Below are 16,214 nucleotides of genomic sequence, written 5' to 3'. Positions count from 1 at the left end.
CCGCGAAGCCACCCACGCTTGTGCCGCGAGCCGTATCCGGGTCTTTGCCACCACAGACGGCCACCTCTGGGGCTACGGCGGTGCTGACGGCCGCCTAGGGCTCCGACGAGAGCCGGTACGGCTCGAAGTGCAGACACCAATGGCAATTGCCAGGGCGGCGAATGTCAGCGGGCTGTTTTCCACATGAGTGCGCCACGGCGATCAGAGCGTGCGGCCGGGCTAGGGGTGGCCGTAGAGGGCGGGCAGGTCGATGAGGTGGACGTCGGAGGAGGCGTCGGCCGCGGTACGGGCCTTGTCGTTGAAGCCTGCTCCGCTGAAGCAGAGCAGCTTGGTGTGGGTGGTGTCGTAACGGCCGGTCAGGGTGATGAGGTCGCGGATGTGGTGGAGGCGTTGGAGGTGGGCGGCACCCATGGTGTCGTTCCATTTGGCCTCACCGATGGCGAGCAGGGGAGGCTTCCCATTGTCGGCGATACCGACGACGGCGACGTCGACCTCGTGTCCGGTACGGGTCTTGGGATCGTGGACGGTGCCGTGGCCGACCCTGGCGGGCAGTCCGCCGAGCAGATCGGGGTCGGCGTGATGGAGGGTCCATTCCCGGCAGACCTGTTCGAAGTGCGGGCCGAGAACGTTGCTGACGAAGCGGCGGCGGCTGGCCTGCCAGACGCGACGGGCGTTGCCGGGACGTTCCAACTGGTCCCAGACGGGGCGCATGACGGCGTGGTAGAAGCCGATCAGGGGTTCGGTGATGCGGTAGGTCGGCCGGTTCTCACGGAAGACGTCCGCGTCGCGGTGGAGGAACCCGGCGTCTTCGAGGACATTGATGGGGTGCGCGATGTCGGTGGCCTTGCGTTCCAGGTAGTTGGCGATGCCGCCCCGAGTGGTGTTCCCATCGGCGACGGCCCCCAGGACGGACAGGTAGAGAGTGGTGTCACGCAGGTCGGGTTCTTCCGCGAGCAGGTAGCGGGCCTCACGGAAGAGCGGTGTCTCGGCGTTGAGGACGGTGCGGACGACCCAGTCGTCGAAGTCCTCGGGCCCGGACGGGGAGTCGCCGCGAGCGAACTCGCGCCGGTAGGCGGGGGTGCCTCCGACGATCGAGTGGACCATCAGGGCCAGCCGCGGATCGGTGATGCCCCAGAAGTCGGCGGCGAGGCGGTAGTCGAGAGGACGGACGATCAGCTCCAGACCGGACCTGCCCCGCAGGGGAGCGTTGCCGGACAGGAGCTTGCCCATGAAGGTCAGCGCCGAGCCGCAGAGCAGCAGGCGGGTGCGTGAGGCGACACGTTGGTCGCGCAGCGGACGCAGGGCCTCCTGGATGATGGACGGCAGCTCTGGATTGGCCTTCGCGAGGTAGGGGAACTCGTCGATCACGACAGGGATCGGACGCTCGGAGCCGAGGGCGAAGAGGGCGTCGATGACTTCGGCCCAGTGGGCGAAGTGGTACGGGCTCGGGGGCCGGGAGTGCTCGGTGAGCGCGGCGCTGACCCGACGCAGCGACTCGGCGTCGGCGGCCTCGGTGGCCCCGAAATAGAAGCCCCCGGCGGCCCGACAGGCCGCATCGAGGAGGAAGGTCTTGCCCTGGCGCAGTCGCCCCGAGACCACGCCGAGAGTCGCCCCAGGCTGCTCGTCGGTGAAGAATCGGACCAATGCCCCCCACTCATGGTCCCGATCGAACACCTCTTGAGGCTTCTGCACAGGTCGTCCTTGTCGCTGCCAAAAGACAGGGGCACCGTTCTACCGGATGGCTCTGCCCAACGTAGCCACTTTGGACTTGCACGACGGTGACACCGATGGTCTTGATGACGTAGCGCTAGCACTCACACCCGTGTTGATCATGACATTAGGACTGGAGCTCGAGGTGCCAAGGACCTTCCTGGTTGATCTGGATCAGACCCGGCCCCGGTATTTGGATGGTGCCCCGGAAAGGTGAGTGCTTGTTGGCGAGCATGGTGCTGCGGGTTCCATCGAAGCTGAAGTGTTCGACGTTGCTGTGTCCTGGACCGCCCTTGAATTCTAGGACGGCTGTTGCCGGAGGGCCCTGGTAGCGGAGAACGTCCCAGTTTTGGCCGGAAGCTGAAGTCAGGAGTTCATCGCACTCGCGCGGGTCCGCGAAGCGAGCCCTGCAGCGGGTGGGGAACGATGAGCTTCTGGACGCCGGTTGGAGTTCGACATGGGTGTACTGCTTGGGTACGACCACCCGTACGAACCTGGCCCACTGGGGCCAGCAGAGTATGGGTCCTCTTTCGAAACAGGTCGGAGTGTCGATCACCCCTCGGATGAAGAAGTCTCCGTAAGGAGTGCAGCGGACCTCGGTGATGGGCGCTGCACCTGGGATCCGAGGAACCGGGATCTGCTTTTTGCGCCATCCCTGATAGACGAACTCCGAAGCCGTCTGCTTGCTGTCGCCCATGGAGAAGAAGCCTAGTGTTTTGTTGCCACAGCTGTCCGGTATTCGTTGGCTGTTACGCGCGCTTCGCGATCTTGGCGCGGTGGTAGGACAAGCGCTCCAGATCCACGTGGTGCTTGTCTTGAGTGTGCAAGGGGCCGAGTTTTTGTCCATGGTGGTTAACCACCATGAGGTCATGCGTCACCCACAGAGCACCGGCGTCAAAGAGGACATGGTGATTTGCGCACAGGCACAAGATGTTGTCTACGGTGTCCGGTCCTGAGTGAGGCTTGCCGAGGGGCTGGATATGCGCTGCCTCGGCGTAGGGACCGCGGGGAGTGGTGAGTAGCTCCCTGCAGACTTGGCACTTGTAGCTGTGGGCGTTCTTGACCCACTCTGCGACAGGGGTGCTTCGGACGACCCTCTGGGTAACTGTTGTACGCCGGTCTGGAGCTTGGTTACCGTCCGGATGAGCTGGCCCGGCGGGAATCACCTGCACAGGCGGGAAGCTCAAGTCAAACGAGGCATCGCTCTCGGGGATCCGGCGTAGCTGGTATCGCCAGACTCGAAAACCGTCCCGGCCCGCCTCTGACCAGAAGTATTCGACCTCAAACAAACCGTCGTATCGAAACCCAGTGGTGGGCGAGTAGTTCGGATCACCGGCAGAGCCACGGATGACCCGGACGGAGAGCCCAAAGACATAGCTGGTGACCAGGGCAGCGTTCCCGAGAGTGAGCTCCTGGTCGCGAATCTGTACCCCTGCTTCGGGATCCCGGCCACCCTGGCCGGTGTAAATCATCCAGTCGCCGAAGTCTTCATCATCGGTGTACCCCCCAGATACCACGATGGACTCAGCGCCATCTCGGGCAGTCCCACAAATGCCAGCTTGGAGCGGCCGGTGAACGCGGGCTTCATGGAGGGCTTTTCGTTTTGAGAACAAGCTGCCAACAGGGACACCGGGAACGGGGCCACGATCCTTGGGGCGGCTGTAGGTGCCAGGGCTACCCGACCAGAACCTCTGAAGATCAACTTTGTCCGTCAGCAACATGGCTTCAGCGGACGTCAGGAACGGCACCGTAGCTCCCCGGGGGTCAGCAGCATGGGATCTGCTCACCATAGCCGTATCAACCGGAGAAATCAGTGTGTATTGGCTTAGCTAGGAAAATTGGACTACTTGGCTGTATCGGAAACCTGAGGCAAGGCGTCTTTGTCCTAGGCGGCTACATCTGAAGGTGTCCAGTCTTCCCGTCGTGCCCGCTGTCCAGCGGAAACATGGCAGGTCTCCGTACTTCGTGGCTCAGCTCTGGCTGCTAAGGAACCCGAAGTCGAGGGCATCCTCGGCCCACTTGGGGACGTAAGCGGGGGGCTTCATCCCCGCCGTGCGCATCTGGTTGAGTGCTTCGGCCCATGCCTGGAGGGCGTCGGCGTAGGCCGTGCGTGTCGTTTGGATGCGCTGGGGGTCGCCGACCTTCTCGGCTGTGCGTCTCTCTAGATCGGCTTGGTGCAGGTTCTTGGATGTCTCGGTGAACCGGTCGTAGAGCCGGATCGGTTCGCTGGAGATGTTCCAGAACCGCATGCCTTCTGGGTTGTCGGGTGTGGGGCGGTTCTCTAGGCGGCCGGTGCCTGTCAGCCAGTTTCGTAGTTCGTACGGTTCGACTTCCAGGCCCGGGAGGATCGTGACTTTGATGTCTTGGCCGAGGGGGGCGAGGAGCTCCAGCGGGGGGACGTCGAGCACGTAGGCCAGGGCGATCAGTTCCTCCAGCGCCATGCGACGGCGCCCGGAGCCGTCTCGTCGTCCCAGCTCCAGATTGGTGATCACAGATGCAGAGAGCTCGGTTACACCAAGATCTTTTAGCGCGTCGACCACCTGCTGAACGGTGAGATCTCGTCGCTTGCGCAGCTCCCGGAGCCGGAGAGCGGTCACGTCGCTCGGGCGCAACGAATCTGCCATGGCGACAGATTAGCGCAACGGCTTGCAAGCTTCGGTTGTCTCATGCACGAGTCTAGTGTCTGTCAGTACACTCGCATGCGTGGACGCCAGGTGCATTGAAATTGTCGCTCAGACATCTTCGGGTGGTGGGCGGCGGCCGCTTGGGCGCTGCAGGAGATGTCCTGTTCACGGCCGAGTTGGTTGGTATCGCCGCTGGTCGGACATCACGCCGCTCAACGTGCAGGGGCGGCGCGGAGGGGCGGTCGCCTGATGGTCCCGGACGGTTCGGAAACCCAGCCCGGTGGAAGCGTCACGAGGACGGATCCCGTCCGTGTCGGGCGGTTCGAATGGGAGCGGCTCATGCTCATGAGCGATTTCCCTGAGGCTGATCGGTTTCGGTTGCTCGCCCTCGGCGTCTTCATGGATGGCACCAGCGGGGGCGGGGTGCGGCCGGGTAACGCAGGGTTGGCGCTGTTCGGCCCGCATGAGGAGACGTGGAAGAAGCTGCTCCGTCGTGCGGTCGCTGCCGGATGGTTGATCTTGATTGAACGAGGGGGAGCCCGACGCGGGCCCGGGGGAACGACCGTCCGGCGAGCATCGGTCTATGCGGCATCAGTGCCTGCGGGGGTCTACGCCCGGCGCGGCGAGATCCTCTCGGCCCCGCCGTTCAAGAAGGAAGCGTCGTCTGGTCGTCCGAGAGGAGCCGCCCCAGAGTTGAAGGAAGCGGATGGGGGCTTCCTTCTTCCGTTTTCGAAGGAAGCCTCTGGGACCTTCCTTCCTGGCGCTTCGAAGGAAGCGTCGCAAGCCGTTGAAGGAAGCGTTGAACGTCTTGAAGGAAGTCGCCAGAGGCTTCACCATCAATCACTTCCATCAAGCATCCCTTCATCAAGGCCGGACGAGGGAGGCCAGCAGCAGGTACCCGGTGTGGCAGAGGAAGGGGTGAAGGAAGTCCGGAGCCTCGGCGAGCAGATCGTCGCGCTGCTCAGCGATTACACCGGACAGCCCACAGATCGTTCGTGGGCGGAGAAAGTGTGTCGTCAGGTCCTTAACGGTCGAGAGGTGCGCAACCCCCTGACCTACATCGCCAAGGCCGTCAGTAGTGAGCCTGGTCGTTACGTTCCCCGGAGCGCTCCGTGGGACAAGCCCGTGCCGGATGCCGGACCGGCCAATCCCGATGGCTATGAGCGTGGGGCCGCGCTGGCCCGCGAACTCCTCGCTGCCAAACGTAGGAAGCAAGCATGAAAGACCAAGGCCCCGCTGTCTGCGGACAGGCTGGTTAGTGAGCCCGGAGGCGGGGAGCCGGTGAAGGAAGCGATCGACGGGTCAGGCTTCGAGGGTGGCCCAGATCCATTTGCCGTCGGAGCCGGTGGGGTGGTGCCCGCAGGCGGAGGAGAGCGCTTCGACGAGGGGCAGTCCCCAGCCTCCGCCGTTGTCCCAGTCGTTGGTGGAGGCGTCGAGAGCTTCGGGCGTCAGTTCGGTGACCGGCTTGGCTTGGGGAAGAGCCTTGGCGGAGTCCCAGACGGAGATGAAGATGCCCTGGCTGTTGTGGTTGAGGCGGAGCTTGATGCGGGAGTTGGGGGCGGCCTTGCTCGCGTTGGTGATGAGCTCGCTGGCGACCAGGAGGACGTCGTCCAGGCGGTGGGTGTAACCCCACTGGGTGATGCGGCGGGAGATGAGGGTGCGGGCCAGGCGAGCAGCGGTGGGACAGGCGAGCAGGTGGACGTTGAGGTCGTCGTTCATGGTTCTCACGGAGATCTCCCCAAGAGGTTCGCTGATTTCGCTACGAGAATCGCATCACCCGACTACGCTCCGTTGTGTTTTCTGAACTCCGAAACAAGGAGGGATGTGCCCAAGAAGCGTGACCCGCTGAACCCGAGGCTCTCGCTCTGGCACCTGCTCGCGTTCCAGCTTCGCTATCTGCGGGAACTCAACGGGCTGAGCCTCGCGCAGGTGGGTGCCATCATCAATGCGGCTCGATCGACTGTTTCGAACATCGAAGCCGGAAGGCTGCGCATCGACGAGCGGCAGGCCGCGCTGTTGGACGAGCGGTACGGGACGGGTGTGCTGATCCAGACGCTTCTGTACTTCGCCTGCATGGGGCACGACCCCGAGTGGCAGCGGCAGTACGCCGATTACGAGGCGCGAGCGCAGATCATCCGGATCTACCAGGGGCAGGTGATCCCGACCGGGTTTCAGAACGAGGCCTATATCCGGGCGCTGGTGGCCGCGAAGGCGGGAGCGAACGTCGAAGCGGCCGTCACGTCCCGTCTGAGGAAGACCGCGGCGATCTTCGATCGGGAGAAGCCACCGTACGTCTGGCTGCTCATGGACGAAGGGGTCCTCGAGATCGAAGTGGGCGGGCATGAGGTCATGCGGGGGCAGCTTCAGCATCTTCTGGAGGTGAGCAGGCGGCCGAACGTCTCGGTGCGGATCATCCCCAAGCTCTCAGGGTCGCACTACGGGCAGGACGGACCTATGCGGATTATCAGCCTGAAAGAGCGAGATCTCGCCTATATCGGAGCTCGTAACGGTGGCAGGCTGGTGGAGACGTCCGAAGAGGTGCGCAACCTGATCATCGAGTTCGATCTCATCGGACAGCAGGCCGCCTCCGAGGAAGAGTCTCGGCGGATCATCTGGCGAGTGATGGAGTCCAGGTATGGAGATCGAGTGGCGTAAGAGCTCCTACAGCGGCACTGTCAGCGACGACATCTGTGTCGAGCTGGCGCGTTTTCCCCAGGGTGTGGGCGTCCAGGATTCCAAGAACCCCGGCCTCGGGCACCTTGTGCTGACCCGGCAACAGTTCGTACGGCTGGCGACCGGACTCAAGAGGCGGAGCTGACGCTCGCAGCGGTCGATGAACCGTCCGTCCAAGCCTCTCAACCCGTGTTCTGCCGCAAGGCAACGTCCTCGACGTCCCCGTGAACGAGGATCAGCGGATTCGGTGACGCGCTGCCCGAGTCGGTACGGAGCGAGCACGTGCCCGCTGTGCTGTTGGAAAGCATCAGCACCGAGCCGATGGCCGGAATCCGCGTCCACGTGACCGCGCCGAGCGCACGTACCAACTCCGCGCTCCGCTGTAGGCCTGAGACCGGCACGGGCCCCGCGTGGCGACGCGGGGCCCGTGTTTCCGATCAGACCGGTACGCGCTCCCATTCCACCGGAGCCGCGACCGATCCCACGACCGGCGAGGCGAACACCGCACCACCATCGCCGTCCCGCTCGGCGACACGCAGTTCGCAGACGCCGTCGACGCAATCACGCTCCAAACGCCCACGCGAAAGCGTCTGGACGAGGCCGAGCGTCCAGCACATCGGGCAGCCGCGCAGGGCGACCAGACCCACCGGAAGCAGCAGCAGCCCGACCGGACCGACCGCCGACAACAAGACGAAAGCCCCGGCGATCGAGCCGAAGCCGATCGCTCCGCGCGCGAGATGGCGCGGCAGCGAAGCACTCGCGAAATCGATTCCCTCAGACATCGACGCCTCCTCCTTCGGACGGCCCGGCCAGGGCCTGGTTGACGGCGGCGCGGGCCCGGTGCAGCCGCGACTTCATCGCGGCCGTGCTGAGCCCGAGGGCGTCGGCGACCATGCGGCCGCTGTACCCCTGGACGTCCCGCATGATCAGCACCTGGCGCTGGTCGGCGGGGAGCGCGGCGATCGCGGCGACCACCCGTCCCGCCTCCAGCCGGCGGATCACCTCGTCCTCCGCGGACGACACCGGCCGGTCGCGGAACTGCCCGTGCGGCCGGAGCATCAGACGCGAACGCCGGATGCACTCGTTGCGGACGATGCGGAACATCCACGTCGCCAGCGCGCCGGTGGCCCGGAGCGTCCCGATCTTCCGGTAGAGGATGATCAGGGCCTCCTGCGCGGCGTCCTCCGCGTCCTCCGGGGAGGCGCACAACGACCGGGCGAACCGGCGCACATGCGGATGCGACCCGGACACCAGCGCCGTCAGAGAATCCGCGTCGCCGTCGCGCGCGGCGGCGACCACCTGCTCGCTCGGCCAGCCCCGATCAGCCACGGGACCGCCGCACGAAGTACGTACCGCACGCGCACACGAGGACGGCCGCGCACACCACACCAGCGATGACCATGGAGGACCTCCAACCCGGAGACCGGCCCGGTGCCGGTCTCACACCATAAAGAGGCATCCGGGCCGCAAAAGGATTCAGGCCGTCGTCGCCGGGATGCGGGACGGGATCGGCGACGGTGCGTGCCGGGCGGATCCCGGACCGGCGCACGGTCTCGGACCGCGGGACCTGAGCGTCGACTCCACGGTATGCCGTGCCCATCGGCACAGGGCCGGGGCCCGCAAGCAGGGCGATTCACAGAAGGAACCACCAGGCGGCATCTTCACCGATCCTGTTGATCACGGGTTGGGACGCTCGCGCGGTGGGTTCACCACCGAACCGCACCCGGCCGTCGAGCAGGGCCAGAAGCCCACGTCGATCGTGGTGACCGCTGAGCGGCGCGGAATCCACCGAACCATCCCCGACAAAGCCGACCAGGTGCAAGCGTGGATCGGCGTGGCGGACCGCCGCCGAAGTCCGCCAAGGACGACCACGAACAGCGGCACACGGTCGAGTGCGGGATCGACCACCCCAAGAGACACCGAGCCGTCGCCGCACGATACGAGGCGACCGTCCTCATCGCCGCCATCGACGAGTGGCTGTGATCAGCACCTCCGCAGACGTTCTAAGCGACCCTGACCACGTACTTGCCCTGGACGCCGCCCGCCTCCAGCGCCTGGTGCGCCGCTGCCGTCTCCTCCAGGGGGAAGACCGTGTCCACTGCGGGGCTCAGCTTGCCCTCGACCACATGGCGGGCGAGGTCGTCGAAGTCCGCCTGCGTGGGGTTGCCGCTGAAGAAGCGCACCCGGCCGCGTCCGTGGACCGTACTGGCCGCGAGGTAGCCGAGCGACGTAGCGGGCCGTTCCAGGTCGAAGGCGATGGTGACCATGCGCCCGCCGGGATTCAGCAGGCGCCGGAAGGCCCGCAGGTCGGTCCCCACGGTGTCCAGGACCACGTCGAAGCGGCCCAGTTCCGCCGGTCGTACGGTCCGGTGGTCGACGGCCTTGTGCGCGCCGAGCCCGCGGACGAAGTCGAGGTTGGCTGCGCGGGCCAGGGCCGTGACCTCCGCGCCGTAAGCCCGTCCGAGTTGGACGGCGGTGTTGCCGACACCGCCCGCCGCACCCCGGACGAGGAGCCGTTCGCCGGAGCGCAGCCCGGCTTTGTCCCGCAACGCGGTGATGGTCGTGGTGGCCACCGGCAGCGCGGCGGCGTCCACCGGGTCAAGGCCGTCAGGGAGCCGGCCGATCCGCTCGGCGGGCACGGCCACGTACTCGGCGGCGCTGCCGAACCCGGAGGTGCGGCCCAGGACCCCCCATACGCGGTCGCCGACCGCGAATCGTGTGACTCCGGCCCCCAGCGCGGCGACCTCGCCGGTGAAGTCCAGGCCGACGCGCTTGGGGAACTTCCGGCCGGTCAGGAGGCGGAGACGGCCGGCACGGGCTGCCAGTTCGCCACCGTTGACGCTGAAAGCGCGCACCTTCACAAGGACCTCGCCGGGGGCCGGATCGGGGCGTGGCACGCGGCCCGTGTAGAGCACATCGGGGCCGCCGTAGCGGTCGTAGAGCACTGCCTTCATCATGCGGTCGTCCATCGTTCTGCCTTTGCCGCCGGGAGCCGTACGGGGAACCGACATCGACCGTAAGCTCTTAAGTGGACGCAATCGTCCGTTTAGACCGGAAGCGAGAGACAGTGATGGCGGAATCCTCTCGGATCACAGCCCGGGACGGGGTGCGGGCGGATGCCCGGCGCAACCGGGAGCGCGTCCTCGTCGCCGCCCGTGCGGTCTTCGCGGAGCGCGGGATCGACGCCCCGATGGCGACCGTGGCGCGACGGGCCGGGGTCGGCGTGGCGACGCTGTACCGGCATTTCCCGACCCGGGACGCCCTGGTGAGAGGCGCGTTCGCGCAGCAGATGGAGACCTGTGCGCGGGCGCTCACCGAGGCCCTGGCCGCCCCTGACCCGTGGCAGGGCTTCCAGCAGCTGATCGAGACGGTCTGCGCTTTGCAACGAGAGGAACGCGGGTTCCCGGCCGGGTTCCTTGCGGCCTTCCCGGAAAGCACGTCGGAACACGCGCAGTCCCGGCGACGAGCCGAGCGGGACTTCACGACCCTGGTGCGCAGGGCCCAGGCGACGGGCGCGCTGCGGGCCGATTTTCACCCTTCCGACCTCGCCGTGGTCCTGCTGGCGCACTGCGGTCTGGTGGCGGCCCTACCGGATGACGGTGCAGCGTCCCGGCGCCTGGTGGCCTATCTGCTCCAGTCGTTCCGCGCCGATTCGGCCAGCAGACCGCTGCCCCCGCCGGCCGCACTGACACTGAGCAGCCTCCCGATCACGACCGACAGGCCCTAGGACGTCGTGTCGTGAGCGGGCTCGTCGTCGAACTCGTCCTCGTCCGCGGGCGGGTCGGGCGCCTGCCAGGCCGCCACGACGAGCGGCAGCAGGACGTGGGTCACCAGCAGGGCGAAGAGGATGAGGAACAGCGCGGCGCCTGGGATCTGCGAGTCGCGTCCGTCCCGGTCGGCGAACATGGTCACGAGCATGACGAGGATCATCACGACGGACGTGCAGCGGTGCGCGGTCGTGAACGCGCGGAGCCGGGCGGTCTTCTCCCGCTCGTCGAGTTCCCGTTCGTGCTTGAGGGTCATTCCGCGGGTGATCGCGCTGAGCGAGCCGGCGAGCGGGATGCCCACCACCAGCAGGATGCCGAGGACCACGAAGTTGACGATCATCGCCGTGTCGCTCGGGGCCAGGATCCACGCGACGGCGGCGTCCACCCAGAGCAGCCCGAGACAGGCGCCTCCTGCGACCGCCAACGCCCGGCGGGCGCGCTGCGTGGCGTAGCGGGCGGGCATGCGGCGCTCCAGCTCCTCGTCCAGGACGCGTATGCGCTCCGCGCGCTTGCGCTGCGAATTCGCCCGGTGCCTGTGCCACCAGGAGGAGTCGCGGTCATTCGTCGGGCGTTCGTCGTTCGTCATGAGCTGCTCCCGATCCGGGGGAAGGGGTCGAGGGAGAAGACCACCTCGACGGGGACCTCGAAGTACGCGGCGATGCGCAGCGCCAGGTGCAGGCTGGGGCTGTACTCGCCGCGCTCCAGGTAGCCGATGGTCTGGTAGTGGACGCCCAGTGCGGTGGCCAGGTCGCGGCGCGAGACGCCGCGCTCGGCCCGCAGCATCGGGATCCGGTTGTGGACGTTGCCTTCGTCCTTCTTCTCGGCGGGCATCAGGGGCCGCTCGCGGCCGAGTCGTCCATGTGCTTCTCCTTGCCGGGCTTCACGATGGCATCTCTTCGATCATTGATAGTAGTAGTACTACATCTGATCGAAGATTGACAACCGCTGCCCCTTCACCGGCGAGGCCGGCTCCCGTACGCTGACCCCTGAAACCGACGCGGAACCATGAGGAGAGACCTGATGACCGGTCAGGCGTTCCATCCCGACCTGCGAGCCGCGCGGTTCCTTCCCCGCGGAGTGGTCGGCCCCCGTCGGCTGCGGTTGATCCGCGCCCTGACCGGGCTCGCCGACAGGGGCGTCCCCCCGGGCGTCGTCCAGGTGCCCGTCACGCCGGAAGTGCGCGTCGACGTCTACGGCAGGACGGTCTCGGCCGCGGAGGACGCGGCGGTCCAGGGCCGCAGACCGGCGCTGCTGTGGATCCACGGCGGCGGCATGGTCATCGGCCACGCCCGCATGGACTCCCGCTTCTGCGCGCGCGCCGCCCGGGAACTCGGAGCGGTCGTCGCCTCGGTGGACTACCGGCTCGCCCCCGAACACCCCTACCCGACCCCGCTGGAGGACTGCTACACCGCCCTCACCTGGCTCGCCGCCCAACCCGACGTCGACCCCGACCGGATCGCGATCGGCGGCGCGAGCGCCGGCGGCGGCCTGGCCGCCGGGCTGGCCCTGCTCGCCCGCGACCGCGCCGACGTCCGCCTTGCCTTCCAGCTCCTCGTCTATCCGATGATCGACGACCGCACCACCGTGCGCACCGGCGTCGACGAGCGCCGCCTGCGCATGTGGAACCCGGCCAGCAACCACTTCGGCTGGCGGTCCTACCTCGGCCCCCGCCTCACCCCCGGCCAGCCAGACGGCGTCCCCCACCCGGCCGCTCCCGCCCGCGCCGAAGACCTGACCGGCCTTCCGCCCACCTGGATCGGCGTCGGGACCAACGACCTCTTCCACGACGAGGACGTCGCCTACGCCGAGCGCCTCCGGCAGGCAGGCGTCCCCTGTGACCTGCACATCGTGCCGGGCGCCTACCACGGCTTCGACAGCGTCGAATCCAGGACCGCCGTCGTCCGGGACTTCACCCGGCGGCAGATCGCGGCCCTCTCCCAGGCGATCACCTGAGGAGGGCCGCCTCCCCGCCCTAGATCCCGCCGCGGACGAGCCGGAAGAACGCGCGGACGTCGTCGACCAGCAGGTCCGGCGCCTCCATCGCGGCGAAGTGGCCGCCCCGGTCGAACTCCGACCAGTGCACCACGTTGTGCTCGCGTTCGGCGACGCGGCGGACCCCCGCGTCGCCCGGGAAGACCGCCACCCCGGTGGGGACGTCGGACTTCTCGACGGGCCGTCCCCAGTCGGCCGCGGTCTCCCTGTAGAGGCGGGCGGAGGAGGCGGCGGTGCCGGTGAGCCAGTAGATGGTGATGTCGGTGAGCATCTGGTCGCGGTCCACGGCGTCCTCGGGAAGCTCGTGCGCCGGGTCGGTCCACTCCTTGAACTTCTCCACGATCCAGGACATCTGCCCGGCGGGGGAGTCGTGCAGGCCGAAGGCGAGCGTCTGCGGGCGGGTGGACTGCAGGATGGCGTAGCCCGTGCCGTCCTGGTCCGAGTAGGAGGCCAGCCTGGCCTGCTCCGCCTCGGTGAGCCCTTCCATCTCCTCGGGCGCGAAGGTCGGGAAGCCCAGGGCGCCGTTGACGTGGACGCCGACGACGTGCTCCGGGGCGACGCGGCCGAGCTCGGGGGAGACCACCGAGCCGCTGTCGCCGCCCTGGGCGCCGTACCGGTCGTAGCCGAGCCGGCTCATCAGCTCGGCCCAGGCGCGGGCCACCCGGCTCAGGGTCCAGCCGGTCTCGCGGGTGGGGCCGGAGAACCCGAAGCCGGGCAGGGAGGGCGCCACCACGTGGAACGCGTCGGCCGGGTCGCCGCCGTGGGCGCGGGGGTCGGTGAGCGGGCCGATGACCTTCGTGAACTCGGCGATCGAGCCGGGCCAGCCGTGCGTGAGGATCAGAGGGAGCGCGTCCGGCTCGGGGGAGCGGACGTGCAGGAAGTGGATGTTCTGGCCGTCGATCTCGGTGGTGAACTGCGGGTACTCGTTGAGCGCCGCCTCCTGCCTCCGCCAGTCGTAGCCCGTCCGCCAGTACTCGGCGAGATCCCTGGCGTACGAGGAGGGCACGCCGTACGACCAGCCGGTGCCGGGCAGCTCGTCCGGCCAGCGGGTGCGGGCCAGGCGGTCGCGGAGGTCCTCCAGGTCGGCCTGCGGGATGTCGATGCGGAACGGCTCGATGTTCGTCATGCCCTGAACACTAGAGATCGGCTAGGTCAGGTTCGGTCCTAGCTTGACCGGTCAGCGGAAGGATCTCCGGTAGGCCGAGGGCGTGGTGCGCAGGGCGTTGTGGAAGCGGCGGCGCAGGTTGACGGCGGAGGACAGGCCGACCCGCTGGGCGACGGTCTCGATCGGCAGGTCGGTCTCCTCCAGCAGCGCGCGGGCCGTCGCGATCCGGCGCTCCAGCAGCCAGCGGCCGGGGGAGACGCCGAGCTGCTCGGTGAAGTGCCTGCTGAGGGTGCGGGGCGAGACCCCGGACCTGGCCGCGATGTCCTCGACGGTCAGCGGCCGGTCCAGCCGGGCGGTCATCCACTCCAGCAGCGGGGCCAGCGAGTCGGGGACGGGCCCGCGGGTCGGCAGCTCGGGGAACTGGCGCTGCCCGCCCTCGCGCAGCGGGGCGGCGGCGAACTGGCGGCCGATCCGGGCGGCCAGCGCCGCGCCGTGGTCGCTCCGGACCAGGTTGAGGCAGAGGTCCAGGGCCGTGGCCGACGCCCCGGCGGTTGCCACGTCGCCGTGGTCCACGTAGAGGACCTTGGCGTCGAACCGCACCCGCGGGTGGGCGGCCGAGAGCTCGTCCACCAGGTCCCAGTGCGAGGCGGAACCGCGGCCGTCCAGCAGGCCGAGCGCGGCCGGGATCCAGACGCCTTCGCAGACCGCGACGATCCGGGCGCCGCGCGCGTGCGCCGCCCCGACGGCCTCCAGCACCGCGGGGGAGTCCGGCCGGGAGCACCAACCGGCGATCAGCACGGTGTCGGCCTCGGCCAGCTCCGCCAGTCCCCGTTCGACGACCAGGTCGACGCCGAGCGTGGTCCGGATCGGACCCGGGTGCTCGGCGCACATCCGGAAGCCGTAGTGGTGGGGGATCTCCGTGCCGTGCCAGCCGAACACGGCGGACGCGCAGGTCACGGGGTAGAGCTCCAGCGGCGAACCGACCAGCGCGACCACGCGATGCCTCATGGCAGGAATGTACTTCATGATGTCATTACGGACACCTGCCGGTCATGGTGATCCTTCCGAGAATGGTCGGCATGGAGTTCGAGCGATGACCGCGACCCTCGACCGGGGAGCCGGTCCCGAGGCCCCGTCCAGGCTGTGGACCAGGGATTTCACCCTCTATTTCGGAGCACGTTCGGTCTCGCTGCTCGGCGACGCGATGATGCAGGTCGCCGCCGCGCTGGCCGTGGGGAAGATCTACGGGGTCGCGGGCGTCGGCTACGTCCTGGCGGTGTGGACGCTGGCCGCCGTCGGCTTCGTCGTCTTCGGCGGGGTCTTCGCCGACCGGATCGGGGCGCGGACGGTGATGATCGGCGCCGACGTCGTCCGGGTGGCGACCCAGGGCGTCGTCGCGGTGGCCTTCCTGACCGGGACGCCGCCGCTCTGGCTGCTGCTCGTCTGCTCCTCCCTCGCCGGCACCGCGGCCGGGATGTTCCAGCCGGGCGTCAACGGCATGATCCCGCTGATCGCCCGCGACCCGCAGCGCGCCAACGCCACCCTCAAGATCGCCGACGCCGGGTCGCAGCTCGCCGGGCCCGTGCTGGCCGGTCTGGTCATGGCGGTCTCCGGCGCGGGCGTGGTCTACTCGCTGAACGCGGCGACCTTCGCCTTCAGCGGGCTGTGCCTCGCGCTGATCAGGGTGCGCCCGGCGGGCGGCCCGAAGCGGACCTCGACGGTCCTGTTCGACCTGCGGCGCGGGTGGGCGGAGTTCCGCTCCCGCACCTGGATGTGGTCGGTGATCGTGATCTGGGTGTTCTTCGGGATGCTGGTCTTCGGCCCCTACATCCCGCTGGGCTCGCGGCTGATCGGCGAACGGCTCGGCGACGCCGCCTACGGCTGGGCGATGGCCGGGCTCGGCACCGGCACGGTCGTCGGCGGGCTGATCGCGATCAGGCTGAGACCGGCGCGGCCGCTGGCGGCGGGCGGCATCGCCATCTTCGGCTTCACCTTCATCCCGCTGTCGATAGCGCTGGAGCCGTCCCTGCCGCTGCTGATCGCCGGGCACCTGGTGGGCGGCTGCGCCTGGGCGTTCTGGTCGGTGATGTGGTCGACCAGCGTCCAGACGCAGGTCCCGGGCGACGTGCTGAACCGGGTGACCGCCTACGAGATCGCGGGTTCGGTCTCCGGGGCCGCCGTCGGTCAGGCCCTGGTCGGGCCGGCCGCCGAAGTCGTCGACCCGCGGAGCCTGCTGTTCGTCTCGTCGGGCGTCTGCGTCGCGGTCTGCGCCGCGCTGCTGGCGACCCGGCCGATCAGGAACCTGCGCCGGGTGTGAAGCGGCGGCGGGGGCGTCAGGTGACA

Annotated in this window: 18 protein-coding genes; 7 read left to right on the top strand and 11 right to left on the bottom strand. The window is 68.2% G+C overall.

Annotation, left to right across the window (positions count from 1 at the left end; all coding sequences use genetic code 11):
• Positions 1 to 219 precede the first annotated feature (219 nt).
• From C2865_RS00455 to C2865_RS00445, 3 genes are all read right to left on the bottom strand, one after another.
• Complete coding sequence (locus C2865_RS00455) at positions 220 to 1,599, bottom strand: ATP-binding protein (RefSeq protein WP_232835267.1); 1,380 nt, start codon at positions 1,597 to 1,599, stop codon at positions 220 to 222.
• A gap of 860 nt (positions 1,600 to 2,459) precedes the next feature.
• Positions 2,460 to 3,458, bottom strand: a complete 999-nt coding sequence (locus tag C2865_RS40420) for a YDG/SRA domain-containing protein (RefSeq protein WP_232835266.1) — start codon at positions 3,456 to 3,458, stop codon at positions 2,460 to 2,462.
• A 222-nt stretch (positions 3,459 to 3,680) separates the two neighbouring features.
• On the bottom strand, positions 3,681 to 4,334 hold the full coding sequence (locus tag C2865_RS00445; RefSeq protein ID WP_110554863.1) for a helix-turn-helix domain-containing protein: 654 nt from the start codon (positions 4,332 to 4,334) through the stop codon (positions 3,681 to 3,683).
• 339 nt (positions 4,335 to 4,673) lie between these two features.
• Between C2865_RS00445 and C2865_RS39140 the strand changes: the two genes are divergently transcribed.
• Positions 4,674 to 5,555, top strand: a complete 882-nt coding sequence (locus C2865_RS39140) for a hypothetical protein (RefSeq protein WP_157963489.1) — start codon at positions 4,674 to 4,676, stop codon at positions 5,553 to 5,555.
• An 81-nt stretch (positions 5,556 to 5,636) separates the two neighbouring features.
• Here the strand turns inward: C2865_RS39140 and C2865_RS00435 are convergent, their stop codons facing one another.
• A complete protein-coding gene (locus C2865_RS00435; protein WP_106396281.1) occupies positions 5,637 to 6,053 on the bottom strand; it encodes an ATP-binding protein in 417 nt (138 codons plus the stop codon).
• 105 nt (positions 6,054 to 6,158) lie between these two features.
• On the opposite strand from C2865_RS00435, the gene C2865_RS00430 reads away from it, so the two are divergent.
• Together C2865_RS00430 and C2865_RS00425 are read left to right on the top strand one after the other, a co-directional pair.
• Entirely contained in the window at positions 6,159 to 6,989 is an 831-nt protein-coding gene (locus C2865_RS00430) for a helix-turn-helix domain-containing protein (RefSeq protein ID WP_106396280.1), read from the top strand.
• Positions 6,970 to 7,152 (top strand): DUF397 domain-containing protein, encoded by a 183-nt coding sequence (locus tag C2865_RS00425; protein ID WP_106396279.1) that lies wholly within the window; start codon positions 6,970 to 6,972, stop codon positions 7,150 to 7,152. Before C2865_RS00430 ends, C2865_RS00425 begins: the two co-directional genes overlap by 20 nt.
• A 292-nt stretch (positions 7,153 to 7,444) precedes the next feature.
• Here C2865_RS00425 and C2865_RS00415 read toward each other — a convergent pair whose 3' ends face one another.
• Positions 7,445 to 7,789, bottom strand: coding sequence for a hypothetical protein (locus C2865_RS00415; protein WP_198652797.1), 345 nt, complete (start codon positions 7,787 to 7,789; stop codon positions 7,445 to 7,447).
• On the bottom strand, positions 7,782 to 8,336 hold the full coding sequence (locus C2865_RS00410) for an RNA polymerase sigma factor (protein WP_106396277.1): 555 nt from the start codon (positions 8,334 to 8,336) through the stop codon (positions 7,782 to 7,784). Before C2865_RS00410 ends, C2865_RS00415 begins: the two co-directional genes overlap by 8 nt.
• Positions 8,337 to 8,831: 495 nt before the next feature.
• Between C2865_RS00410 and C2865_RS39850 the strand changes: the two genes are divergently transcribed.
• Complete coding sequence (locus C2865_RS39850) at positions 8,832 to 8,990, top strand: hypothetical protein (RefSeq protein WP_198652796.1); 159 nt, start codon at positions 8,832 to 8,834, stop codon at positions 8,988 to 8,990.
• A 20-nt stretch (positions 8,991 to 9,010) separates the two neighbouring features.
• Here C2865_RS39850 and C2865_RS00400 read toward each other — a convergent pair whose 3' ends face one another.
• Complete coding sequence (locus tag C2865_RS00400; protein WP_232835407.1) at positions 9,011 to 9,961, bottom strand: NAD(P)-dependent alcohol dehydrogenase; 951 nt, start codon at positions 9,959 to 9,961, stop codon at positions 9,011 to 9,013.
• A 116-nt stretch (positions 9,962 to 10,077) separates the two neighbouring features.
• Between C2865_RS00400 and C2865_RS00395 the strand changes: the two genes are divergently transcribed.
• The gene (locus C2865_RS00395; RefSeq protein ID WP_106397388.1) at positions 10,078 to 10,734 is read left to right on the top strand and encodes a TetR/AcrR family transcriptional regulator; all 657 of its coding nucleotides are present in this window, start codon (positions 10,078 to 10,080) and stop codon (positions 10,732 to 10,734) included.
• Here C2865_RS00395 and C2865_RS00390 read toward each other — a convergent pair.
• Together C2865_RS00390 and C2865_RS00385 are read right to left on the bottom strand one after the other, a co-directional pair.
• Positions 10,731 to 11,360 (bottom strand): hypothetical protein, encoded by a 630-nt coding sequence (locus tag C2865_RS00390; RefSeq protein ID WP_106396275.1) that lies wholly within the window; start codon positions 11,358 to 11,360, stop codon positions 10,731 to 10,733. The two genes, C2865_RS00395 and C2865_RS00390, sit on opposite strands and share 4 nt — an antisense overlap.
• Positions 11,357 to 11,605 carry a helix-turn-helix transcriptional regulator gene (locus C2865_RS00385; protein WP_106396274.1) on the bottom strand — a complete coding sequence of 83 codons (249 nt, stop codon included), beginning with the start codon at positions 11,603 to 11,605 and terminating at the stop codon, positions 11,357 to 11,359. Before C2865_RS00385 ends, C2865_RS00390 begins: the two co-directional genes overlap by 4 nt.
• A gap of 189 nt (positions 11,606 to 11,794) precedes the next feature.
• On the opposite strand from C2865_RS00385, the gene C2865_RS00380 reads away from it, so the two are divergent.
• Positions 11,795 to 12,727 carry an alpha/beta hydrolase gene (locus C2865_RS00380; RefSeq protein ID WP_106396273.1) on the top strand — a complete coding sequence of 311 codons (933 nt, stop codon included), beginning with the start codon at positions 11,795 to 11,797 and terminating at the stop codon, positions 12,725 to 12,727.
• Positions 12,728 to 12,746: 19 nt separating this feature from the next.
• Here the strand turns inward: C2865_RS00380 and C2865_RS00375 are convergent, their stop codons facing one another.
• Complete coding sequence (locus C2865_RS00375; protein WP_106396272.1) at positions 12,747 to 13,892, bottom strand: epoxide hydrolase family protein; 1,146 nt, start codon at positions 13,890 to 13,892, stop codon at positions 12,747 to 12,749.
• A gap of 51 nt (positions 13,893 to 13,943) precedes the next feature.
• Positions 13,944 to 14,879: a GlxA family transcriptional regulator gene (locus C2865_RS00370; RefSeq protein WP_232835265.1), complete on the bottom strand. Its 936-nt coding sequence runs from the start codon at positions 14,877 to 14,879 to the stop codon at positions 13,944 to 13,946.
• An 85-nt stretch (positions 14,880 to 14,964) separates the two neighbouring features.
• Between C2865_RS00370 and C2865_RS00365 the strand changes: the two genes are divergently transcribed.
• Positions 14,965 to 16,188 carry an MFS transporter gene (locus C2865_RS00365; RefSeq protein WP_106396270.1) on the top strand — a complete coding sequence of 408 codons (1,224 nt, stop codon included), beginning with the start codon at positions 14,965 to 14,967 and terminating at the stop codon, positions 16,186 to 16,188.
• The last annotated feature ends 26 nt before the right edge of the window (positions 16,189 to 16,214 follow it).

This window comes from Actinocorallia populi (assembly GCF_002995495.1).
Classification (GTDB): domain Bacteria; phylum Actinomycetota; class Actinomycetes; order Streptosporangiales; family Streptosporangiaceae; genus Actinocorallia; species Actinocorallia populi.
Note: the sequence above shows the minus strand (reverse complement) of the source record. Positions and strands in the feature narration are given on the sequence as shown.

Coding starts and splice junctions, on each gene's coding strand:
- C2865_RS00445 (WP_110554863.1), bottom strand. CDS start 4,334: ATGGCAGATTCGTTGCGCCCGAGCGACGTGACCGCTCTCCGGCTCCGG.
- C2865_RS39140 (WP_157963489.1), top strand. CDS start 4,674: ATGCTCATGAGCGATTTCCCTGAGGCTGATCGGTTTCGGTTGCTCGCC.
- C2865_RS00435 (WP_106396281.1), bottom strand. CDS start 6,053: ATGAACGACGACCTCAACGTCCACCTGCTCGCCTGTCCCACCGCTGCT.
- C2865_RS00425 (WP_106396279.1), top strand. CDS start 6,970: ATGGAGATCGAGTGGCGTAAGAGCTCCTACAGCGGCACTGTCAGCGAC.
- C2865_RS00415 (WP_198652797.1), bottom strand. CDS start 7,789: ATGTCTGAGGGAATCGATTTCGCGAGTGCTTCGCTGCCGCGCCATCTC.
- C2865_RS00400 (WP_232835407.1), bottom strand. CDS start 9,961: ATGAAGGCAGTGCTCTACGACCGCTACGGCGGCCCCGATGTGCTCTAC.
- C2865_RS00395 (WP_106397388.1), top strand. CDS start 10,078: ATGGCGGAATCCTCTCGGATCACAGCCCGGGACGGGGTGCGGGCGGAT.
- C2865_RS00390 (WP_106396275.1), bottom strand. CDS start 11,360: ATGACGAACGACGAACGCCCGACGAATGACCGCGACTCCTCCTGGTGG.
- C2865_RS00385 (WP_106396274.1), bottom strand. CDS start 11,605: ATGCCCGCCGAGAAGAAGGACGAAGGCAACGTCCACAACCGGATCCCG.
- C2865_RS00380 (WP_106396273.1), top strand. CDS start 11,795: ATGACCGGTCAGGCGTTCCATCCCGACCTGCGAGCCGCGCGGTTCCTT.
- C2865_RS00375 (WP_106396272.1), bottom strand. CDS start 13,892: ATGACGAACATCGAGCCGTTCCGCATCGACATCCCGCAGGCCGACCTG.
- C2865_RS00370 (WP_232835265.1), bottom strand. CDS start 14,879: ATGAGGCATCGCGTGGTCGCGCTGGTCGGTTCGCCGCTGGAGCTCTAC.
- C2865_RS00365 (WP_106396270.1), top strand. CDS start 14,965: ATGACCGCGACCCTCGACCGGGGAGCCGGTCCCGAGGCCCCGTCCAGG.